This window comes from Pragia fontium (assembly GCF_900638655.1).
Lineage (GTDB): Bacteria > Pseudomonadota > Gammaproteobacteria > Enterobacterales > Enterobacteriaceae > Pragia > Pragia fontium.
This window is the reverse complement of the sequence record NZ_LR134531.1, coordinates 400,725-421,842: the sequence shown is the minus strand read 5'-3', so window position 1 is coordinate 421,842 and position 21,118 is coordinate 400,725. Positions and strand designations below refer to the sequence as shown.

Here is a 21,118-nt window from a genome sequence, read left to right as displayed (position 1 = left end):
AATGAAGGGTATCCCTGATAAATCAAGGGATACCACCGCAATACTTAACCAACAACTCTTTCTATAAAAGTCGGTATGACAGGGTTATTTCGCGATTGAACAACCAAATAAAGCACTTATTTCTGAATCACCGTGGGCGTATTGACCTTTATCCGACGCAACGTATAGTCGTAAGAGGATCGGTTGAACGATCGGTACTCGTCCTCTGCTCATTTGGCCGTTCCCATACAACAGCCAATATGATAATCCATTATTTTTTATATTAAGCGGGAATCCATGCAAAGCTTTCTTCTTCCCTTATGGCATCAGATTGTGCTCTCTGCACCTCTGTTTATTTTAGCCATCTTAGGGTACGGCTTAATCCGCTGGGCTAAATGGAATAAAAATGTCGCTGATGGTTTAACCAAATTTGTGTTCTCGGTCGCTCTCCCCGCCATGCTATTTCGCATGATGTGTAATTTTTCAAAACAGCCACCAGTTGATGCCCGCCTGTTAATCGCCTTTTTTGGCAGTTGCCTGATTGTATTCGTGATTGGCCGGATTTTGGCAGCAAAAGTATTAAAGCTTGATGGCACCTCCGGTTCGGTATTTGCCTTAGGCGGCATATTCTCGAATAACGTGATGCTGGGGATCCCGGTTGCCACGGTGGCCCTCGGTGAAGCCTCTCTGCCTTCCGTGGCACTGGTTTTGGTGTTTAATGGCCTGATACTCTGGACTCTGGTCACCATCTCCGTGGAGTGGTCAAGAAACGGCTCTCTGTCAATTAAAGGCTTTACCCATACCGCACTAAACGTACTAAAAAACCCACTGATTATCGGCATTGTCTCAGGTACCTTATTTAGCCTGACCGGTTATGATTTACCCGGCTTTATCGATCAGCCCGTCAGTATGCTGGGGCAAATAGCCGCACCAATGTCATTAATTGCTCTGGGAATGGGGTTAGCTGAATACCGGATTCGCGACGGCTGGCAGATAAGTTCGATGATCTGTACCTTAAAACTGATCGTACAGCCGCTCATTGTCTGGTTATTAGCCATCATTCTTGGACTGCCGCCGATGGAGACACAGGTGGTGGTACTACTGGGTTCGATGGCCGTTGGCGTTAACGTTTATCTTATGTCGCGCCAGTTTAACGTGATTGTGGGCCCTGCGGCGTCGAGTCTGGTGATTTCTACCGTACTCTCGGCTATCACCACCCCGCTGATTCTCACCCTGATTGGCGTGCGTGTTTAAAGGTCTAAATGGATTCTGTCCTACACTGAAATAGCAAACTACCGACTCACCGATAAACTATCAGGAGAAGCCCTTTATGTACCAGTTATATATTGCCAATAAAAATTACTCTTCATGGTCACTTCGCCCCTGGATTTTACTCAGCCAGCTAGGTTTGCCTTTTGAGGAAATTATCGTTCCTTTTACCGACACCAACTGGGACAGCTTTCGCAGTTTCTCACCATCGGGAAAAGTACCTTGTCTGACCGACGGAGAGATTACCGTCTGGGATTCCCTCGCGATTGCCGAGTATCTGGCTGAAGATCACCCGGAAATTTGGCCTGAGTCACGAGAAGCCCGCACCTGGGCACGCTGCGCCAGTGCGGAGATGCATTCCGGTTTTAACGCTTTGCGCAATACCTGCCCAATGAACGTGGGGATACGCGTACGACCACATCAACATTCTGAGGCCCTGCTCAAAGACTTGGCTCGTTTGAGTGAATTGTGGGAGCAGGGTCTGAACCTGTTTGGCGGTCATTTCCTGGCGGGGAAAAAATTTACTGCGGTTGATGCATTCTTCGCGCCAGTAGCCTTTCGTATTCAAAGTTACGATCTCCCTGTTTCCCCAGCGGCTAAGGCTTATGCGGAAAGATTACTAAACCTGCAATCGATGATGGAATGGGAAGAGGAAGCCCTGAAAGAAGTTTGGCGTGAGGAAGAGCACGAACGAGAAACGCAGGAGGTCGGTATCATCCTTCAGGATCTGCGAGCTTAAAGACTAATAAATATCGGGCGGTTACGTTAACCGCCCGATGTATGCTAAAACAACGCAACCTTACTCGCCGCGCTGTCTGACGATCTCAAATAAACATACCCCGGTTGCTACCGACACGTTTAACGATGACACGCTTCCCGCCATCGGAATGCTAATCAGTTCATCACAGTGTTCACGGGTCAGGCGACGCATGCCTTCACCTTCAGCTCCCATCACTAAAGCTACCGGTCCGGTACACTTGGTTTGATACAGCGTATGATCTGCTTCACCGGCGGTTCCGACAATCCAAATATTCTGCTCTTGCAGATAACGCAGAGTGCGAGCCAGATTGGTAACGCGAATTAATGGGATGGTCTCCGCCGCCCCACTGGCGACCTTCTTCGCGGTAGCATTCAACTGAGCGGAACGGTCACGCGGAACAATCACCGCATGAACTCCGGCAGCATCAGCACTGCGCAAACAAGCCCCCAAGTTATGAGGGTCAGTCACGCCATCCAGCACCAGCAGGAAGGGTTTATCCAAACCCTCCAGCAAATCTGGCAAATCGTTTTCCTGATACTGTCGCCCTTCTTTCACTCTGGCGATAATGCCCTGATGCACCGCACCTTCAGCTTTATTATCCAACCATTGACGGTTAGCCACCTGAACAGAGATACCATGCTGTTCAATTTCCTGCACCAGCGGCAGTAAACGACGATCTTCACGACCTTTAAGAATAAATACTTCAATAAAGCGCTGTGGATCGCGCTCCAATAATGACTTAACGGCGTGAATACCGTAAATAATTTCGCTCATAACATTAGTTCTTCTAAAATCTATTATAAAAAATCAGGGCGACACGCTAGGCCGCCCTGTCATCACATTTCGAGCGTATTAAAGCTCAGCGGCTTTTTTCGCCTTTTTGCTTTTTAATGCCGACGTTATCTTTTTGGTTTTGGCCGAAGGCTTTTTCGCCTTCGGTTTAGCCGCTTTAGCTGCCGGTTTACTGCTTCCTTTCTCTTCAGGCTTTGGCTTACTTCTTCTCGGCTTTTTCACCTGCACCTTAGCATCGGCAGCATACCCATCGGCTTTCAATCTATCGCCTTTTTTGCCCCGATCTTTAGCGGTTTTACCTTCACCACGCGGACGGCGTTCACTGGACACCAACGCAAAGTCAATTTTACGTTCATCCAGATGAACCGCTTCAACCCGAATTTCAACTTTATCACCCAAACGGAAAGTCTGACCAGAGGACTCCCCGGTTAGCCGCTGCCCGACGTTATCAAAGCGATAGTAGTCGTTTTCCAGTGTGGAAACATGCACCAGACCATCAATATACAAATCATCTAAACGCACAAAGAAACCAAAGCCGGTGACGCTGGAAATGGTGCCGGTAAAGGCTTCTCCAACGTGATCCTGCATAAAGTCACACTTCAGCCAATCCGCAACGTCGCGAGTAGCTTCATCAGCCCGACGCTCAGTCATTGAACAGTGCTCACCCAGCTGTAACATTTCTTCGGTTGAATAGTGCCAGCCGCCGCTAGATGTTGAACCGCCTTTTTTACCCGCCAGCAAAAACTTGATTGCCCGATGCAGAGAAAGGTCAGGATAGCGACGAATCGGTGAAGTAAAGTGAGCATAGGCATCTAATGCCAAACCAAAGTGACCGTGGTTTTCCGGGTCATATACCGCCTGCTTCATTGAGCGTAGCAGCATGGTTTGCAACATTTCACGATCCGGGCGATCCGCTACCGCATCCATCAACTTAGCGTAATCTTTCGGTGCCGGTTCTAATCCACCACCCAAGCTTAATCCCAGTTCAGCAAGAACACTGCGCAACGAGGCCAGGTTATCGCCTTTCGGACGATCGTGGATACGGAATAGCGCAGGCTCTTCCGCTTTTTCCACAAATCGAGCGGCCGAGATATTTGCCAGAATCATACATTCTTCAATGATCTTATGGGCGTCATTACGCACCAAGGATTCAATACGCTCAATGCGGCGTTCTGCATTAAAGATAAACTTCGGCTCATCGGTCTCAAAAGAGATGCCGCCACGTTGCTCGCGAGATTTATCTAACACGTTATATAAGGCATGTAGCTCTTCAAGCATCGGCACCAATGGCTGATAGTGCTCACGTAGCTCTGCATCCCCGTCCAGAATATGCGCAACTTTGGTGTAAGTCAGACGAGCATGGGAATTCATAACCGCTTCGTAGAATTCAAAAGACGTTAGTTTGCCGGTTTTAGACACCGTCATTTCGCAAACCATACACAAGCGATCGACCTGAGGATTCAACGAACACAGACCGTTGGATAACACCTCCGGTAGCATTGGAATAACCTGAGAAGGGAAATAAACCGAGTTACCCCGACTACGCGCTTCGGCATCCAGAGACGTTCCCGGACGGACATAGTAGCTAACGTCAGCAATGGCTACCCATAAACGCCAGCCGCCGCCGCTCTTCTTCTCACAACAAACTGCATCGTCAAAGTCGCGAGCATCTTCACCATCAATGGTGACCAAAGGTAAATCTCGCAGGTCTACACGACCCTTTTTCGCTTTTTCCGGCACTTCTTCTTTCAGACCGTTGACTTCATTCAGTACGGCATCAGGCCAAACATAAGGGATTTCATGAGTACGCAAGGCGATATCCACCGCCATTGACGTTCCCATATTATCGCCCAACACTTCGATGATTTTACCAATAGCCTTAGTACGACGGGTAGGACGCTGAGTTAATTCAACCACCACCACATACCCCATACGGGCACCCATAATACTTTCTGGTGGAATCAAAATATCAAAGTTCAGACGACTATCGTCCGGCACCACAAAGCCAATACCCGCATCGGTAAAATAACGACCGACAATATGACTATTTTTAGGCACTAAAACTCGGACGATACGCGCCTCACGGCGACCTTTACGATCCTCTTCCATCGGTTGGGCTAAGACCACATCGCCATGAATCGCTAACTTCATCTGCTCAGGAGAAAGATATAAATCATCTTTTTTACCTTCAACCCGCAGGAATCCATAACCATCACGGTGCCCAATCACCGTACCTTTAACCATATCCAGGCGTTCAGGTAGGGCATAGCATTGACGGCGGGTAAACACCAACTGACCGTCACGCTCCATCGCTCTCAAACGGCGACGCAGCGCCTCTTGTTGTTCTTCGCTTTCCAGTTCCAGCGCTGTTACCAGCTCATCACGGCTAGCAGGAGTTTGTCGTTTAGACAATAAATCCAAAATATATTCACGGCTGGGAATGGGGTCCCCGTATTTTTCAGCCTCACGGGCCAAGAAAGGATCTTTTGACATTAGTTATCCTTATTTTTATTTGTCGATATCGCAGGATGCGCCATAAATAGCAGTTCCTGGAGATCACTGTTATCAACGATCATATCGGCAAGAGTGTAATTATCTAATTCTTTTAAAAAAACGTTAATTGCGCTATCCAGCACTAATTTTAGTCGACAAGCGGGAGTAATGTGACAAAATTCAGAATTACAGTTCACTAAAGCCAGCGGTTCAATAGCTCGAACAACATCACCAATTTTAATGTCTACCGCAGGCTTACCTAAGCGAATACCACCATTCTTACCGCGAACAGCATCCACAAAACCAATCCGGCTGAGTTGATTAATTATTTTCACCATATGATTACGGGAAACGCCATAAACGTTGGTGACTTCAGAGATGCTAGTCAGCTCACCCGTAGGCAGTGAGGCCATATAGATTAAAGCCCGTAGACCATAATCGGTAAAACTGGTTAATTGCACAAATACCCCTTTGCTAAAATCCTATTCAGAGCCGCGTTAACTTGACAATAATTACATTTTTGAAAATAAAATCCATTATTAACAATAAATTATAACGTTACGGCCGTTCGAGCTCACGCACCCCACCACATATTCTGCGGTCAGAATAACAAACCTACCCACTGCACGCTCGAAAATTATCCGGATAGCGACCTTTTTAGCGAAATAACTGAATAAAACTGATGTGTTAATTATAAACGATTGGCGCCAAAAGCTAATAATTTTCAGAGCGCTAAAACAGAAAAAACGCTCAACAAAACCGAGGAAGGTCAATGACAAACACCAGCGGTCAGAAATAGGAACAACATTGATATTCTGGGAAGCTGAATGGGGATTTAGGGGAAGTGTGCTTTCAGCACAACGTTCCCCTCTAACACTTTACAATACCAAATTAACGATAAGGTGAAGTTAATGGCACTTCAGCATCTGGCTCATGCGTTATTCTGTTACGTAAATCCCGGCGAATAATTTCTATCGACCAGAACCAAACGATATGGCCAAAAATTTCAGAAATATATTCATCAAGAGGTAACATTGTTAGCGGAGGTGTTAATCCAAGCAGTGGGAAGCTGATTCCGTGAACAACAACCGTGGCAATAATACCGGCCATAACGCCTTGCCATAATTTAACTTTTGGAAAGCGCTCAGCCACAACACAGTAACCAATAGCAAAAACCACAGAAAATATGACATGAGTCACCATCACTGGGTTAATAATATGTTCTGAGAATGTATATACTGTCGCAGTTGGATCTATACCTAAATAATCACGTAAAAATAGATAAGGGGGATTAAATTCTGCGCGACCATCCAAAATAGTACGTGGTGGTAATGGTACTTCCGCCCCCCATTTTACAAAGCCTGATACAACACCAGAAATAATGCCAATCAAAAACGCCAATCCATATCGACGACGGGATGGTTCCGTTTGAACGAACAATCCTTTAAATATCATTTTATTACCTTAAAGAATAGTTACATTATAAAATGTAATATCCAATGATAAAGATTAAAATTGCAAAATAACTCAATAAAAACTGAGCAACTATTGCACCCCCCATAATACATATTAAAAATTCAGAACTGATAAATCTGTAATTATGGGTAACGTATTAATAAATTATAATCTGGTTAAGTGTCAAATAATAAATCTAGCATCCTAATTAAATCTACATTGCTAATTCAATCTCAATATTAGTCAAAAACGTTAATAAAACAAACTCTGTATACATTGCTAAATATATTGCCAACTTGTTAATAGAGATAAAAATCAAACTCAGATAACGTAATAACCAATAAAGAGGAATAATCCTGAGGAGTAAAAGAAGGGTAAAAAAACAAACATAACACTAAAAAATACCAGTCAGACTAAACTGACTGGTATTCGATTATCTAACGTCTTTTATAACGATAAATAACAATCGTTATTATGCGTCAAACGGATCGCGTAAAATCATTGTTTCAGAACGATCTGGACCAGTAGAAACGATATCTACAGGCACGTCGGTTAACTCTTCAACACGTTTGATATAGTCGCGCGCTGCCTGAGGTAGCTTACTGAACTCTTTCACGCCAAAAGTACTTTCAGACCAGCCCGGTAAACTCTCATAAATCGGCTCAATACCTTCCCAGGCATCAGCATCCAGTGGTGTAGTCTCAACCACTGTGCCGTCCGGCATACGATAACCAACGCAAATCTTCACTTCTTTCAAGCCATCCAATACATCCAGCTTGGTCAGACAAAAGCCTGACAGCGAGTTCAGCTGTACTGCACGACGCACGGCAATCGCATCTAACCAGCCAGTACGGCGGCGGCGACCGGTTGTTGCCCCGAATTCATTGCCTTTCTGACAAAGAAACTCACCAACATCATCAAACAATTCGGTCGGGAACGGACCTGCACCTACACGAGTTGAATAAGCTTTAACAATACCTAAAACATAATCAACATAGCGCGGACCTAAACCCGAACCCGTTGCAACACCACCTGCGGTGGTATTTGAAGACGTTACATAAGGGAAAGAACCGTGGTCGATATCCAGCAGCGTACCTTGTGCGCCTTCGAACATCATTAACTCGCCTTTTTTACGGGCGTTGTCCAACAGCTCAGATACATCCACCACCATAGCGGTCAATATATCAGCAACTGCCATGACATCATCCAGAACGGTTTGATAATCTACCGCGTCAACTTTGTAGTAATTGACTAACTGGAAGTTATGGTATTCCATCACTTCTTTCAGTTTTGTTGCGAAGGTCTCTTTATTAAAGAGATCGCTAACACGTAAAGCACGACGTGCGACTTTATCTTCATAAGCCGGTCCAATACCACGACCAGTTGTACCAATCGCTTTAGAGCCACGCGCTTTCTCACGGGCTGCATCAAGCGCCACATGATAAGGTAGGATCAGCGGGCAAGCACCTGACAGGAGCAGACGCTCACGCACAGGAATGCCGCGCTCTTCCAAGCCACGCATCTCTTTCATCAAAGCTTCTGGAGATAACACCACACCGTTACCAATTACGCTGGTAACGTTTTCGCGAAGAATACCTGAAGGAATCAAATGAAGAACGGTTTTCTCACCGTTAATGACCAGAGTATGGCCTGCATTGTGTCCGCCCTGATAGCGTACAACATATTTAGCCCGTTCAGTCAGCAGGTCGACGACCTTACCTTTACCTTCGTCACCCCATTGAGTGCCCAGTACGACGACGTTTTTGCCCATCTCACTATTCACCAAGTCAGTTAAAAAAGAATTCTACCATTACATTTTTTTACTTTCAGTACTTTTTAACACAGTTTTCTCAAATCAGACCAGTGCCTCCTTTTTTATTGCTTAAAAAAGTTAGGTTTTCTTGTTTTTACTCAATGAATTGTTCAGCATGCTGCTACGGTTTATCGAATTTTTCATGTCAATAAATACGGGCATCCTAAGATGCCCGTATTTATTTCATCTTATTGATATCAGTTAGAAGCGATATTTTACCCCTAACACAACTGAGGTATCACCATAGCTATCATCACCTAGCTGATGTCCAACGTTAGCCCAGAGATTTAGTCCTTCATTCAAACGACCTTCAGCCCCTAGCTTCACCTCATACAGATTACGACTGCCTGATTGCTGCACCGAGGTACTATCCATAACCACACCAGTAAGCTCACTATTGTGTAACCAGTTCACCTCCGCATAAGCGGTAAACAGTTTTCGGTTTCGATCTTGGTCGCTAAAACCATCACGGGAAACCTTCAGCCCAAGGCGGGTTTGGATATTATCATCGCCATCAACCCGTACGCGAATACCATTGGCTTCCGTATGATCGTCAGCTTTCAAACCACTCCAGGTTATCTGAGCCTGAGGCGTGATAAATACATCCCCACTAACCCCTTGATAAGCCGGATAACGATAGCCGGTTTCTACCGAGGCGCTAAAGCCATCGATATCATAGCGTTCAGTCGATAACTGCTCACCATTCACTTTACCATCCAGCCAATTGTACTGAACCCAGCTATCAAGGTATGCCCCATTAAGGGTCTGAGCATCCTGATACCACGTAGCATAAATACCGGTGCTGTATCCATCGATCTCACCTTTAGACGAATAACCACTGCGTGCATCCGTGTGGTTACTGGCTCTACCATAGCCCAGCATAACGCCCACACCTAAACGATCGGTCTCTGCTAGTCGAGTAGCAAATATTTCACCACCGCCCTGTACCACATAACGATTGCTGGTAGTCTTCAATTGACCAGAAGCATCATGGAACTGAGTATGTGCCCCAACCTGGCGTAGCCACATACTCGAGTTTTCAGCTCGACCTTCGCGATCCGCCAGTCGCAGATTAAACAATGTACTGGCAATGGCCATATTTGAAATATAGCTACCGGCCTCAGGACGATATACCGGTGTGTTATCTTCTGGCTTAGGTTTATTGCCACCTTCCTCTTCGCCGGGAAGCGGTGAAGTAGACTGTGATACTGATCGCAGATACCAACTGCTCTCTGAGCCACTCGCATCCCCTTTAAACAGGAAATATTCATAAGCACCGGCAACGACCCTATTCATCAGACGAAATGTTCCACCTGAAACGCCGCCAATGCGGATAACTTCAATGCCCTTGGTGGTTTGCTGGCCCTGACCACCGGTATTGTTCACCACCACCCCAGTATGACCAGCAGTATCACCAGTCACCACCAGCTTATCGGTCACGGAGGCATCATCATTTAATCGAGTATTTAAAATTAATGTGCCATCACCTACGTAGTTGCCGTTAACTGTCAGCGTATTACCAATACGGTACCCCGCTAACTGAACAACCCCTTGGTTATTTAATGAACCAACACTCAAATTACTCGCATCAACGTCGTACCCTGCCAAAGCATTTAACGATGTCAAAATCCCCTGATTATCAACGGGCCCGTTAATCGTCCCGGTTCCCGCCAATGCCGCATTGCTCAGCACATTGACCTGTGAACTTGCGGATAATGCACCGGATGAACTGAGGCTATCGCCAATAATTAGGGTGCCAGATTCTACCGTTGTATTTCCGGTATACTGTAAATCATGATTGATAACCAGATTCCCCTGCCCCGACTTAATCAATCCTCCCTGTCCGGTCATAGGATTAATGAATTCCCAGTGGGTATTTGCGGTTAAGTGCGTCACTCCATCATTAACAATTTCAGCAGAGCCTAACGCTGATGCTTTGGCGGCTCTTAATACCGCGTTAGATTCAACATTAAACTGGCCGCTGAAACCATTGCTATCTCCTGATAGCTGTAAGTCCGTATTATTACGTAATGTCACCTGTCCGAGACCAGAAAGCGATTTAGTCAGGTCAGATGCCGACACCAGATTAATATCCAGAATATCCGATGCACCATTTAAGGTAATCAGGCCAATACGCCCTAATCCAGCAACATCATTGATCAATAAAGAGGAACTATCGGTTAAGGAGACGTTCCCGCTATAACCATTATTTGCTCCATTAACCGTCAGCGCGCTGCCCTTTAACGCTAAGCCACCGCCACCGAATAAGGTATCAGCTTCAATCAAACCTCCATCCGTGATACCGAGGGTGCGCTGACTATCACTAATTGTCAGTAGACCACCGTCGGCGATAGTTAACCGTGAACCAATAGCAGCATTCAACGCACCTATAGTTTGGCTATATTCACCGGTATTAACGCTGGCCGCATTTTCAATGCTCAGGATATCGGTCTGACCCAATGCGTTATTATTCGCCAGCAGCAAGGTTCCCGACCGTACCGTGGTGCTTCCGGTATAATCGTTCCCCCCATTAGATAACGAAACGGTCTGATTACCGGCCTCAATCGCCAGATCGCCATCACCGGTCAGCTTGGCTCGTAAATCTGCTGCCAATCCTGTTGCCCCAGCGTTAGGTGTAAGTATTAAAGCATCACTGCCTGTACCAAGGAGCGCTAACTCTTTTAGGCCATAACCAATATATAAACCATCGCTGTCTACGCCATTAGAACTGGTTAATAATTGATAATCGTAAGTGCCTTCAGCAACCACCACGCCATTCTGATTAATATCAAACAGTTGCGCGTCACTGATCACGTTGCCGTTTTCATCCTGCAAAACCAACTGTCCGCCGGTACCAATTACGCTACCTGCTGCCGTGACCAGATTAACTAAAGCCATCTCATCATCTTGTTCCATCAGATTGTTATGAGTATTCACTGAGGGAACATGATTAATCACGCTGGTTGGCATCGTTACCTGTACCACTCCAGCCCTGCGAACATCCAAGGTTCCGGAGGTTTCTATACGGCTATCGCTAACCTTATCGCCCGGCGCAATGGTGCCGACAACCAACTTGCCGCCGTTAAACGTGAACCCACCGATATTCTGAATACCGCTACCTACCGTCGTTATATTGCCAAGGTCTGACTGTAGCGTGGCTTGGGTTAGCCCCAAGGTATTAAGTGATGACAGGTCAAAACGGCTGGTACCAAGCCGTAAAATTCCGCTAAAGCCTGAACCCACAGTTCCATCCAGAGAAAATGCGGATGTTGTTGAATCCAATTCGGCAGACAGCATGCCACCACCGGTTAATGTTGGCTTAAAAATGAAATCTCCGGCCAACGAGGGATTAATAGCCAGTTCACTGTCAGTTTCAATATCAACGGTGCCAACATCGTCTCCATTATCAGTCAACACTAACGCTTCGCTAATGGTTACCCGTGATTGATTCTTTAACTTCATCGCCTCAATATTTTTTATTGCGGCGGTTGATGCGACAGTATGCACCGCACCATCAAAGATCAATTCATCACGACCTGCACCAATCCCCCCATCCAGCAGATCAAATAGTGCCCCGCCTTCTTTGATAATAAAGGTGTTATTCCCACTACCGGCTTCTACATGCTTAACCTGAGCACTGCCTTCCAACATAATTAAGTTATTACCATCGCCCAGTGATACTTTCCCATCCAGGGAACTACCATTACGGAGCAATAATTGATTATCACCGCCGTTCAACGCCACGGCACCACGAATTTCAGCCCCGGTGTCATTAGTGACAATGGTATTCACCGCATCTTGAAACGCCATAACCAATGCCGTATTAGAACTAGCAAAGATTTTTCCTTGATTAGTAAAAGCACTAACCTTGCCAGCATCCACCACTGGCTGACTCAGAGAGTTTGATATCAAATTTCCACTCTGAATCACTTCTTTCGCGGCATTCTTAACCACCAATGCCACGCCACCATCGGCCTGTACCACATTTACGCTGGCACCGGTTTTAACCGTAAAGTCATCTTCGGCATTAACCAGAACCCCCGTTCCACCAGTACCCTTAAGATTAATCACTAAGTTGGCCGAGTCGGATAAATCTAAATCGCCAGTAATATTACCTCCGGCAGCATCATGAAATGCCAATCCGGTTCCACTACCGCTGATATTGATCGTTCCACTGTTGGTTTGGGCTAAAGAAGCCGCTGTTCTGACCGCGATACCATCCGCAACGTTGATAGTGGTGTCTTTTAGCTGAATACCGCTAATCTCTGCTTGGTTTTCAATGCCATAACCAGTAGCTCCAGCCGCATTAACGTTGATAACTGCACCGTCAACGATTAGCCCTTTTGCACCGCTGGCTAATAGCACACCGTGGGCAGTACCCCGGCCCTCGATATTTCCTAAACCGTTACCCGTCAGGTTTAGCGATGCTCCGTTACCGACTTTAATTGCCGCTTCCCCGCCTAAAGCAACAATATTTCCCCCCACGTTGCTGACTCTTGAGTCCTGACCCTCAACGTGAATAGCAACACCATCAACGGAAATATTGCCGGAGTTCTCCGCAACAGATCCGGTTTCAACACGAATACCGGTGGTCTTTTCGCCGGTAAAATTGATATTGCCGGAATTATGTAACAAGGCAGTATTTCTGCTGATATAGCCAGTCACGTTATTGAGTGAGGAGTTTAAGTCAGCACCTGCGACTAAAATTGTGCCGCTGCCAAAAGCAGAATCCCCCGCACTGAGTGCAGAATTTGCCAATAAACCGGCAACCTTATCACCGACCATCGCGCCAGACAGATCATACTTCTGACCATCGGCAACCCCGGCAATAGCGCCAACGCCAGTAAGATTGATAATAGTACCTGGCTCAATCTTACCCTGAGCCCCACCGGCAACCAGAATGCCGGTAGCCCCTAAACCTGATAGGTTTAGCGTCATTTTACCGGAGTTAAAGGCTGAAACATCAATACCTGAGCTGGTGTTGGTAAAACCAGATACGTGTACTGCAGTAGAATTTTTGCCTGAAGCAGTAAGTATCGAGTGAGCTTCAATATCTCGGATAAAGTCAGCGCCATCCTCCATACGGAACAGGGTTGAATTCTCGGTAGAGACATTCATTGCGCCTGTACCGTTATTATTCAGGCTGGCATCAGCACCATAAATCAGGAAGCCAATATGGCCTTTACCGGAGCTAAATCTAATTTGCCCATTCCCCTCAATGGCAATGCTGCCACCAGAACGCGCATGGGCAGCAATACCACCATTGCCCGATAAATTTATGGTGCCACTTAACGTTACCTTGCTACCCGCATCCTGAGACCAAATACCGTAATTACGTAATCCGGATGGGCTCATTTCCCCGGAAACATAAATCATACCGCTGGACGAAGCTAGCCCCCCGCTCATAGTCTGAATACCCACGCCATTAATGCCCAGCACACGTATAATACCTTCATTATTGACGACAGAATTAGCATCCGAACTGAGACTCAATATTCCATAATTAACGTCTGGTGACTGACTGTAATGACCATTAATATCAATAGTGCCTTCGTTAACGACATTCATGTATCCAGCATGACCAGCAAATATCGCCACTCCGTTTTGCACCAGATCGCCAATAATCAGCGAACCTTCATTTCTAACCGTAGCGCCGGCGCCAACAGAGATTAATCGACCACCATTGGGCTGTTCAACATCAGCGCCGCCACGGTTGATGGGTGCTGATGTTATATCGGCACTTTGTCCACGGCCGAGATACATCACACCTCGAAGCTTATTAGTAAAAGCACTGCCGACACCATTGACCACCACGCCAATTGGAATCCCGGCGTTAATTTGGGTCGTCGTACCTACGTTATATGCGCCATTATTCGTCGCTGATGCCCCGGCATAAACAAAGAGCCCATGGGAATTACCACCGCCTAATTTGTTATAGTTCCAGCCAGTTATATTGACTATCCCCGTATTTTCATAGGTTGAGCCTAAACCGGTTACCATATCGGTTCCCACCTCGGCCGCACTCCCCCCACTCGGCCGCCCCGCATAACGAACACCGTTATTTATCCCCGAACTGCCGCTCTCTATCCACATTCCAGCAGTGCTTTGATTGCCGTAAGTGGTCAATATCCCCTGATTAACAACAGTACCGCCATTCGTGGCATATAAACCATAACCCGCCAATGAAGTAATCGCGCCGGTAGCACCAATTGTTGCAGTAGATCCACTACCATCAGCCTGCATGGCCGCGCGAGTACCGGGAAGAATATATAGTGGATCGTCCGGTGATGATGTTTCCGGAGTACGATTAATGGTGTAAGTGCGATTGGTAAAGCTATAAGCCGCTTCATAAGCGTTATTATAGTTCTCTTGAGCAACTGGTCCCTCACCCAACTTACCGTCACGTAATTGCTGTATCAGCCAATTATTATAATCTTTTAGTTCGCTAATATTATTGACATGCTTTGTTTGTATTCCGTCGCTAGTTTTCACTGTGAAAGTGCCAGCATAATTAGCGGAGGTAATGGTTTGGGTATTTATGGTTCCCCCACCAGCTGCGATACCTGAATTATTTGGTGCCGCCGTAACGGTATTGACTGAATTCCAGTTAGCCTCACCGTTAGTGACTTTAATATATACGGTATCTTTAACTGAAGAATCGCCAATATCACCACTGACATCAAAATTAAATTGTCCCCCGGTGACATTAGCGATTTGCGATTGAATAAACGGCGTAGTCCCTTCAGCTGATGGTTTATAAAACGCAATCTGCCAATTTCCATTAGTATAAGTTTGCTCAATATTATCGCTATTATAAGTATTGATTGTTGTCATTCCGCCGGTAACTGAATCGACAATCACAATAATATTATTTTTGGCTCCATTTGCCAGGCTAAATAACTCACTAGGATCATCACCTTTAATCAAGTTATCGCGGTAGCCTTTCACTAAAGACATATAGTAAACCGACGATCCTACCGAGCTACTAAATACTGTGGAGCCTGACATATTAGTGATGCCATCACTCACTAAAACACTACCCATCCCATAATTAAAATCATCAGGTTTAATCATTGATTCGATAGTAATATCTACTGCATTTACAGCCAGACTACCCAGAGTAAACATACCGATAGCAGCACCCGTAAGCACTGCTCGTCCATACAAACCTACTTTTTCTGCTAATGAGTCCATTTTAACCGTACTTTTTGTTTTCCCCCGACATAATTCGGAAGCAACAACCCATTGGCATAAATGGCTATTCCATATAACTCGATATATTTTATTCATTTCCATTACTCTACGCACAACAATAAATAATGATGAAATTAATAAACTCCACCACACATGGATACAAATTAGAGTGATATCCATATTAAAAAGTAGTTGCCGCACAGACCCTTCATCAAATTGATATTCTCGATAGAAATCCATTATTTGATAGATAAAAAAGTAAATTTTCTTACTTCCTCTAAAAAAACAAAAATAAAAAAACATAACCACATGAATTTAATGAACAATATAATTTTAACAACAACGGAAAATAGTTTATAAAAAGATAATAAAATTAAAGTTTAATTAAAAACAAGTTTTTGTTTATATAAAATAAATTTAATAAAAATATAAAATAAAATTACAAATAAAATATTAAATTAAAAAGGAATTATATTAATGAAATCCACCTTGTAGAATAAGGAGTTAAAATAAAAAATAATAATTTACTTATGGAATATAAATTAATTAAATCATCAAGAAAAATAGATAATACCAGTTACAGCACCTATACATATCCACGATACAGAATGGATATAACCGTTTCATTTAAGGTTTAGATAAAAACAACAACTTGTATACACCACAATCACTTAGCCTGCTAAGTAATAGACAGTTTGGGTAAATAACAGCTCAATAATATTGATAAATCAGCTCAATATAAACAATGTATTAACAATATAGCATTCAAGATCTCTGTTATTTTAGAAAAACCGCTGAAAATCGATACCAAAAGAGAAATATTTAGTTACAAATGCTTTTCAATAAAAGGCTATCAAATGAAAAACCATAGGGAAATACAATATAAAACCCACTAGTAAATTATAAAGTGTGTTAAATATAATAGGCTTAAATTATACAGTTGTATCAATCCTATTATTAAAATAACATTCCTCCTTAAATTAATATAATTTATTAAAAATATAATCCATTTAAAGTTAGCCGAAGACGATAAATAATCAATCTAAATAGCATATTAATAGATAGTAATGATATCCATTCAGCTTCCATAAAAAGTAAATACCCTATTCCCTCCCATGAAACACTAAAGCAGTACCATTTATCGCTCTTCTCCTATTCCTTTTCCGACAATAAGTCTTATTGATAATATATCAATAAGAGCAATAAATGATTCGCTAATATCACCCCAAAAGAATGTTATCTAATAAAAAAAACGGCCTCCTATTAAGGAGACCGTTTTATAAAATAGACCAGATTAACTCATCCTGACCTATTACATTCGTTTGAGAACTTACTGCTTCAGCCCAACAGATGGCGACTTCATATAACGGAAGAATTCACTATCCGGACGAAGTACCATCACATCGTTGCCGCCACTAAAGCTGGTTTCATATGCCCGTAAACTACGAATAAAGGCATAAAAATCAGGATTCTGGCTGAATGCATCGGCAAACAGCTTAGCCGCTGTCGCATCACCGGTACCTCGGGTCATACGCGCTTCACGCTCTGCTTCTGCGATAGTCTTAGTAACACGATAGTCAGCCAAGGCACGAATTTTTTCAGCTTCTTCCTGACCCTGTGAACGATGACGACGAGCTACCGCTTCACGTTCTGCACGCATACGCTGATAAATCGCATCAGAAACCTCAGTTGGCAGGTTAATCTGCTTAATCCGCACGTCGATAACTTGAATGCCCAGCTCAGCCATGCTGTTAGCGTTAACTAAAGGCAGTTTGTTATCAACCGGCAACGTATCTGCCGCTGGAGCTGTATCAGTATTCGCTGCTTCAACCGCTGGAGTTTCAGATGGCTTATCCTGATAACCATTGTTCAATGCATTACGAACGTCCTGCATTAACTGGCCACGGGAGTCAGTCACTAAATCTTTAATATCACGCTGACCAATCTCAGAACGCAGGCGGTCACTCAGTTTACTATTTAAAATACGTTCCGCATTGGCACGATTACCATCACCCGTTGCCAGGTAATAACGACTAAAGTCAGTAATCTTCCACTTCACGTAAGAGTCAACAATCAGGTCTTTAGTCTCTTTGGTAACAAAGCGGTCAGCCTGATTATTCATAGTTTGAATACGTGCATCCAACAGTTTTACCGAATCTATTAATGGCATTTTGAAATGCAGACCCGGTTCATAAACTTTCGGATTATCTTGTGAATCACGTAACACTTTACCGAAACGTAATACAATCCCGCGGCTTCCTTCTTCCACAACAAACAGGGAAGTAAAAATACCTACGACGACAATAACAATAATAGGAATAAGTAATTTACGCATCAGTGATTATCCTCTTCCTAAGCCGATAGAACTAAGGCGGTCATTGTAAGCATCAGTACGCTCTTTCGTAACTTTATTACTGCTTTGTGATGCCGTTGAGCGTCTTGTGGTATCAGGCTTACTATTCGTCACCATAGGAGACGGAGATGAAGACTGAGACGTCGCTGTCGGGATTTCAGTACTAGCCTGAGGTGCCGCAGCAGGTAATACGGTTGATGACTTACCACGCATCAATTGATCCAGTGGCAAAACCATCAGGTTATTACTCTTATCGTCCACCAGAACTTTATTGGTTTTACCCAATACTTTTTCCATGGTTTCAATATAAAGACGTTCACGGGTAATATCCGGTGCCGCTTTATATTCAGGTAATAACTTGGCAAAACGTGAAACCTCACCCTCTGCTTCTAACACAGTACGGGCTTCATACGCTTTAGCATCTTCAATCAGACGTTGAGCTTTACCATTAGCAATCGGCTGAGCAGCGTTCGCATAAGCTTCCGCTTCACGGATATAGCGCTGCTCATCTTCCCGCGCGTTAATCACGTCATCAAATGCCGCCTTAACTTCTTCAGGTGGTCGAGCCGCCTGGAAGTTAACGTCTAATACTTTCAGTCCCATATCATAAATCTGAATGGTTTTTTCAAGCTCTTGCTTGGTATCGTCACGAACGATAGTACGACCCTGAGTCAAAATACGATCCATGGTGTACTTACCAATCACCGAGCGCAAAGCGCTATCCGTAGCCTGACTTAAGCTGTCATCCGCGTTAGTTACGCGATACAGATATTTAATCGGATCGGAAACCTGATACTGCACGTTCATTTCAGCACGTACCACGTTTTCATCGGACGTCAGCATAATGCCTGATGCAGCCAGACCGCGTACCGCTTTGGTATTAACTGGTCTAACCGAATCAATAAAGGTTGGTTTCCAGTTCAAACCAGGCCCAACCATCTGAGGTTGAACCTGCCCAAAGCGTGTAATAACGCCCAGTTCACCTTCTTTAATAGTATAGAAACCACTGGCAGCCCAAATCACCACCAGTGCAACAGCAATGATACCAAACACGCGGCCACCCATCGCTGGGGCACCACTACTATTACCACCGTTGCCACCGCTACCAGCTTTACCCAATAGTCCGGTTAATTTACTAAAGATATTATCCAGATTCAGCGACTGCTGGCCGCGACCTTTATTAGGTCCACCGCTGTTATTACCCCCGGGGTTGTTATTGTTGCCACTCCCCCACGGATCGCGGTCTTGGCCATTATTACCGGGCTGATTCCACGCCATGTTTTAGCTCCACTCATATTTACGATCGTTTTATCGGGCACAATCTAACAGGTCTTATTTAAACGATGAAGTTTTCCAAAGCCTGCTCTTGTTTACAGAGGCGACGCCAATCAACGATTGGCATCCTAATTACCAAACCGATGCTTCCATCCTCTTCAATCCACTCTCTGGTAATGGCCTGAAGCTGATAAAATCGACTGCGCAACCGCCCTTCAGCTACGGGTAACTTCAGTTCATATTGTGCAATTTCACCGGAAAGACGTTCCGTTAACGCACGGAACAACAAATCAACACCATCCCCAGACTCAGCCGATAGCCAAACCCTGAACGGTAAATTATTTTCATCGCGATCGATACGCGGAGCAAAATCCTCCAGCATATCAATCTTATTCATGACTAACAGAACAGGTATTTCATCGGCTTCAATTTCAGCTAAAACATCGTTAACCGCTGCAATATTTTCATCAATTCGACCATCAGCCGCGTCAACAATGTGCAATAGTAAAGATGCCTGCCGAGTTTCCTGTAATGTTGCTTTAAACGCTGCCACTAAATCATGAGGCAAATGGCGAATAAAGCCCACGGTATCTGCCAACACGGTTACGCCAACATCTTCTACATCAATACGGCGCAGCGTTGGATCAAGCGTAGCAAATAGCTGATCTGCAGCATAAACACCGGCGGTAGTGATGCAATTGAATAGGGTTGATTTCCCTGCGTTGGTATACCCTACCAGCGAAACAGTAGGAATATCGGCCCGCATACGGGCGCGCCTTCCTTGTTCACGCTGCTTTTCAACTTTTTCCAGCCGCCCCAGAATCTGACGAATTCGATCCCGTAGCAGGCGTCGGTCAGTTTCCAGCTGAGTTTCACCAGGGCCACGCAAACCTATCCCGCCTTTCTGGCGTTCAAGGTGAGTCCATCCTCGCACTAAGCGAGTAGCCAGATGGCGAAGCTGAGCCAGCTCAACCTGTAATTTACCTTCATGAGTTCTTGCTCGTTGAGCAAAAATATCGAGGATTAACCCGGTTCTATCGATCACCCGACACTCACAAAGTCGCTCAAGATTACGCTCTTGAGCAGGAGAGAGTGAATGGTTAAACAACACCACCGTCGCACCCGTGGCGTGTACGGCATCAGCAATTTCCTGAGCCTTACCTTCACCAACAAAGTACTTGGCATGTGGTGCCTTACGACTGCCGGTTACAACCAGCAGCGTTTCCACTCCCGCAGAAGAAACCAGAGACTCAAACTCTCTGAGATCTTCTGTATCTTTTTCTTGAGAGAAGTAAACATGCACCAGTACCGCCTGCTCTCCGGCATCATATCGGTCAAACAAGTGCATGGCTCCTCAAAAGCAAATAACGCAATAATCTATTCAGATACATCATCTTCCTGTTGTGACTGCGTACCGCCCTGATAATTACCAACGTTACCAGCACCAGCAGGCGCATTGCTGTGATGAGATACAGGACGAGAAGGTACTACGGTAGAGATCGCGTGTTTATACACCATTTGACTCACCGTATTTTTCAACAGAATAACGAACTGGTCAAAAGACTCAATTTGGCCTTGTAACTTAATACCGTTCACCAGATAAATAGAAACCGGTACTCTTTCACGCCGCAGTGCGTTTAAAAACGGGTCTTGTAAAGATTGCCCCTTAGCCATTTTTCTTTTCCTTATATATTGTTGTCTGTTACCAAGAGCCAGTGGCCCTAAAAGAAACTGC

At 44.8% G+C, this 21,118-nt stretch carries 12 protein-coding genes and 1 pseudogene; 2 read left to right on the top strand and 11 right to left on the bottom strand.

Annotation, left to right across the window (positions count from 1 at the left end):
- The first annotated feature begins 276 nt into the window (after positions 1–276).
- Both EL341_RS01755 and EL341_RS01750 read left to right on the top strand, forming a co-directional pair.
- Entirely contained in the window at positions 277–1,233 is a 957-nt protein-coding gene (locus EL341_RS01755) for an AEC family transporter (protein WP_047779780.1), read from the top strand.
- A gap of 76 nt (positions 1,234–1,309) precedes the next feature.
- Positions 1,310–1,987 carry a glutathione S-transferase family protein gene (locus EL341_RS01750; RefSeq protein ID WP_126466855.1) on the top strand — a complete coding sequence of 226 codons (678 nt, stop codon included), beginning with the start codon at positions 1,310–1,312 and terminating at the stop codon, positions 1,985–1,987.
- Between the two features lie 60 nt (positions 1,988–2,047).
- Here the strand turns inward: EL341_RS01750 and rlmB are convergent, their stop codons facing one another.
- The 11 genes and pseudogenes from rlmB to hfq form a co-directional block, all read right to left on the bottom strand.
- Entirely contained in the window at positions 2,048–2,782 is a 735-nt protein-coding gene (gene rlmB, locus EL341_RS01745; RefSeq protein ID WP_047779778.1) for a 23S rRNA (guanosine(2251)-2'-O)-methyltransferase RlmB, read from the bottom strand.
- Positions 2,783–2,860: 78 nt separating this feature from the next.
- Positions 2,861–5,293 carry a ribonuclease R gene (gene rnr, locus EL341_RS01740; protein ID WP_126466853.1) on the bottom strand — a complete coding sequence of 811 codons (2,433 nt, stop codon included), beginning with the start codon at positions 5,291–5,293 and terminating at the stop codon, positions 2,861–2,863.
- Positions 5,293–5,754: a nitric oxide-sensing transcriptional repressor NsrR gene (nsrR, locus tag EL341_RS01735; protein WP_126466851.1), complete on the bottom strand. Its 462-nt coding sequence runs from the start codon at positions 5,752–5,754 to the stop codon at positions 5,293–5,295. The genes rnr and nsrR overlap by 1 nt, the downstream gene beginning before the upstream one ends.
- A gap of 430 nt (positions 5,755–6,184) precedes the next feature.
- Positions 6,185–6,748 (bottom strand): YagU family protein, encoded by a 564-nt coding sequence (locus tag EL341_RS01730; protein WP_126466848.1) that lies wholly within the window; start codon positions 6,746–6,748, stop codon positions 6,185–6,187.
- Between the two features lie 472 nt (positions 6,749–7,220).
- A complete protein-coding gene (locus EL341_RS01725; RefSeq protein WP_047779774.1) occupies positions 7,221–8,519 on the bottom strand; it encodes an adenylosuccinate synthase in 1,299 nt (432 codons plus the stop codon).
- 243 nt (positions 8,520–8,762) lie between these two features.
- Positions 8,763–15,755, bottom strand: a complete 6,993-nt coding sequence (locus tag EL341_RS01720; protein WP_232036579.1) for an autotransporter outer membrane beta-barrel domain-containing protein — start codon at positions 15,753–15,755, stop codon at positions 8,763–8,765.
- Positions 15,756–15,800: 45 nt separating this feature from the next.
- Positions 15,801–15,851 (bottom strand): annotated as a pseudogene (locus tag EL341_RS17760) (ESPR-type extended signal peptide-containing protein); the annotation flags it as partial.
- A 1,234-nt stretch (positions 15,852–17,085) separates the two neighbouring features.
- A complete protein-coding gene (gene hflC / locus EL341_RS01715) occupies positions 17,086–18,090 on the bottom strand; it encodes a protease modulator HflC (protein WP_047779773.1) in 1,005 nt (334 codons plus the stop codon).
- A 6-nt stretch (positions 18,091–18,096) separates the two neighbouring features.
- Positions 18,097–19,386: an FtsH protease activity modulator HflK gene (hflK, locus tag EL341_RS01710; RefSeq protein ID WP_047779772.1), complete on the bottom strand. Its 1,290-nt coding sequence runs from the start codon at positions 19,384–19,386 to the stop codon at positions 18,097–18,099.
- A gap of 58 nt (positions 19,387–19,444) precedes the next feature.
- The gene (gene hflX / locus EL341_RS01705; RefSeq protein ID WP_074820645.1) at positions 19,445–20,725 is read right to left on the bottom strand and encodes a ribosome rescue GTPase HflX; all 1,281 of its coding nucleotides are present in this window, start codon (positions 20,723–20,725) and stop codon (positions 19,445–19,447) included.
- A gap of 35 nt (positions 20,726–20,760) precedes the next feature.
- Positions 20,761–21,057 (bottom strand): RNA chaperone Hfq, encoded by a 297-nt coding sequence (hfq, locus tag EL341_RS01700; protein ID WP_047779771.1) that lies wholly within the window; start codon positions 21,055–21,057, stop codon positions 20,761–20,763.
- Positions 21,058–21,118 lie beyond the last annotated feature (61 nt).

Bases quoted from the DNA above. Each gene is read 5' to 3' on its own strand.
- EL341_RS01720 (WP_232036579.1), bottom strand. From the start codon at position 15,755: ATGGACTCATTAGCAGAAAAAGTAGGTTTGTATGGACGAGCAGTGCTT.
- rnr (WP_126466853.1), bottom strand. From the start codon at position 5,293: ATGTCAAAAGATCCTTTCTTGGCCCGTGAGGCTGAAAAATACGGGGAC.
- EL341_RS01750 (WP_126466855.1), top strand. From the start codon at position 1,310: ATGTACCAGTTATATATTGCCAATAAAAATTACTCTTCATGGTCACTT.
- hfq (WP_047779771.1), bottom strand. From the start codon at position 21,057: ATGGCTAAGGGGCAATCTTTACAAGACCCGTTTTTAAACGCACTGCGG.
- EL341_RS01725 (WP_047779774.1), bottom strand. From the start codon at position 8,519: ATGGGCAAAAACGTCGTCGTACTGGGCACTCAATGGGGTGACGAAGGT.
- hflK (WP_047779772.1), bottom strand. From the start codon at position 19,386: ATGGCGTGGAATCAGCCCGGTAATAATGGCCAAGACCGCGATCCGTGG.
- hflC (WP_047779773.1), bottom strand. From the start codon at position 18,090: ATGCGTAAATTACTTATTCCTATTATTGTTATTGTCGTCGTAGGTATT.
- EL341_RS01755 (WP_047779780.1), top strand. From the start codon at position 277: ATGCAAAGCTTTCTTCTTCCCTTATGGCATCAGATTGTGCTCTCTGCA.
- rlmB (WP_047779778.1), bottom strand. From the start codon at position 2,782: ATGAGCGAAATTATTTACGGTATTCACGCCGTTAAGTCATTATTGGAG.
- EL341_RS01730 (WP_126466848.1), bottom strand. From the start codon at position 6,748: ATGATATTTAAAGGATTGTTCGTTCAAACGGAACCATCCCGTCGTCGA.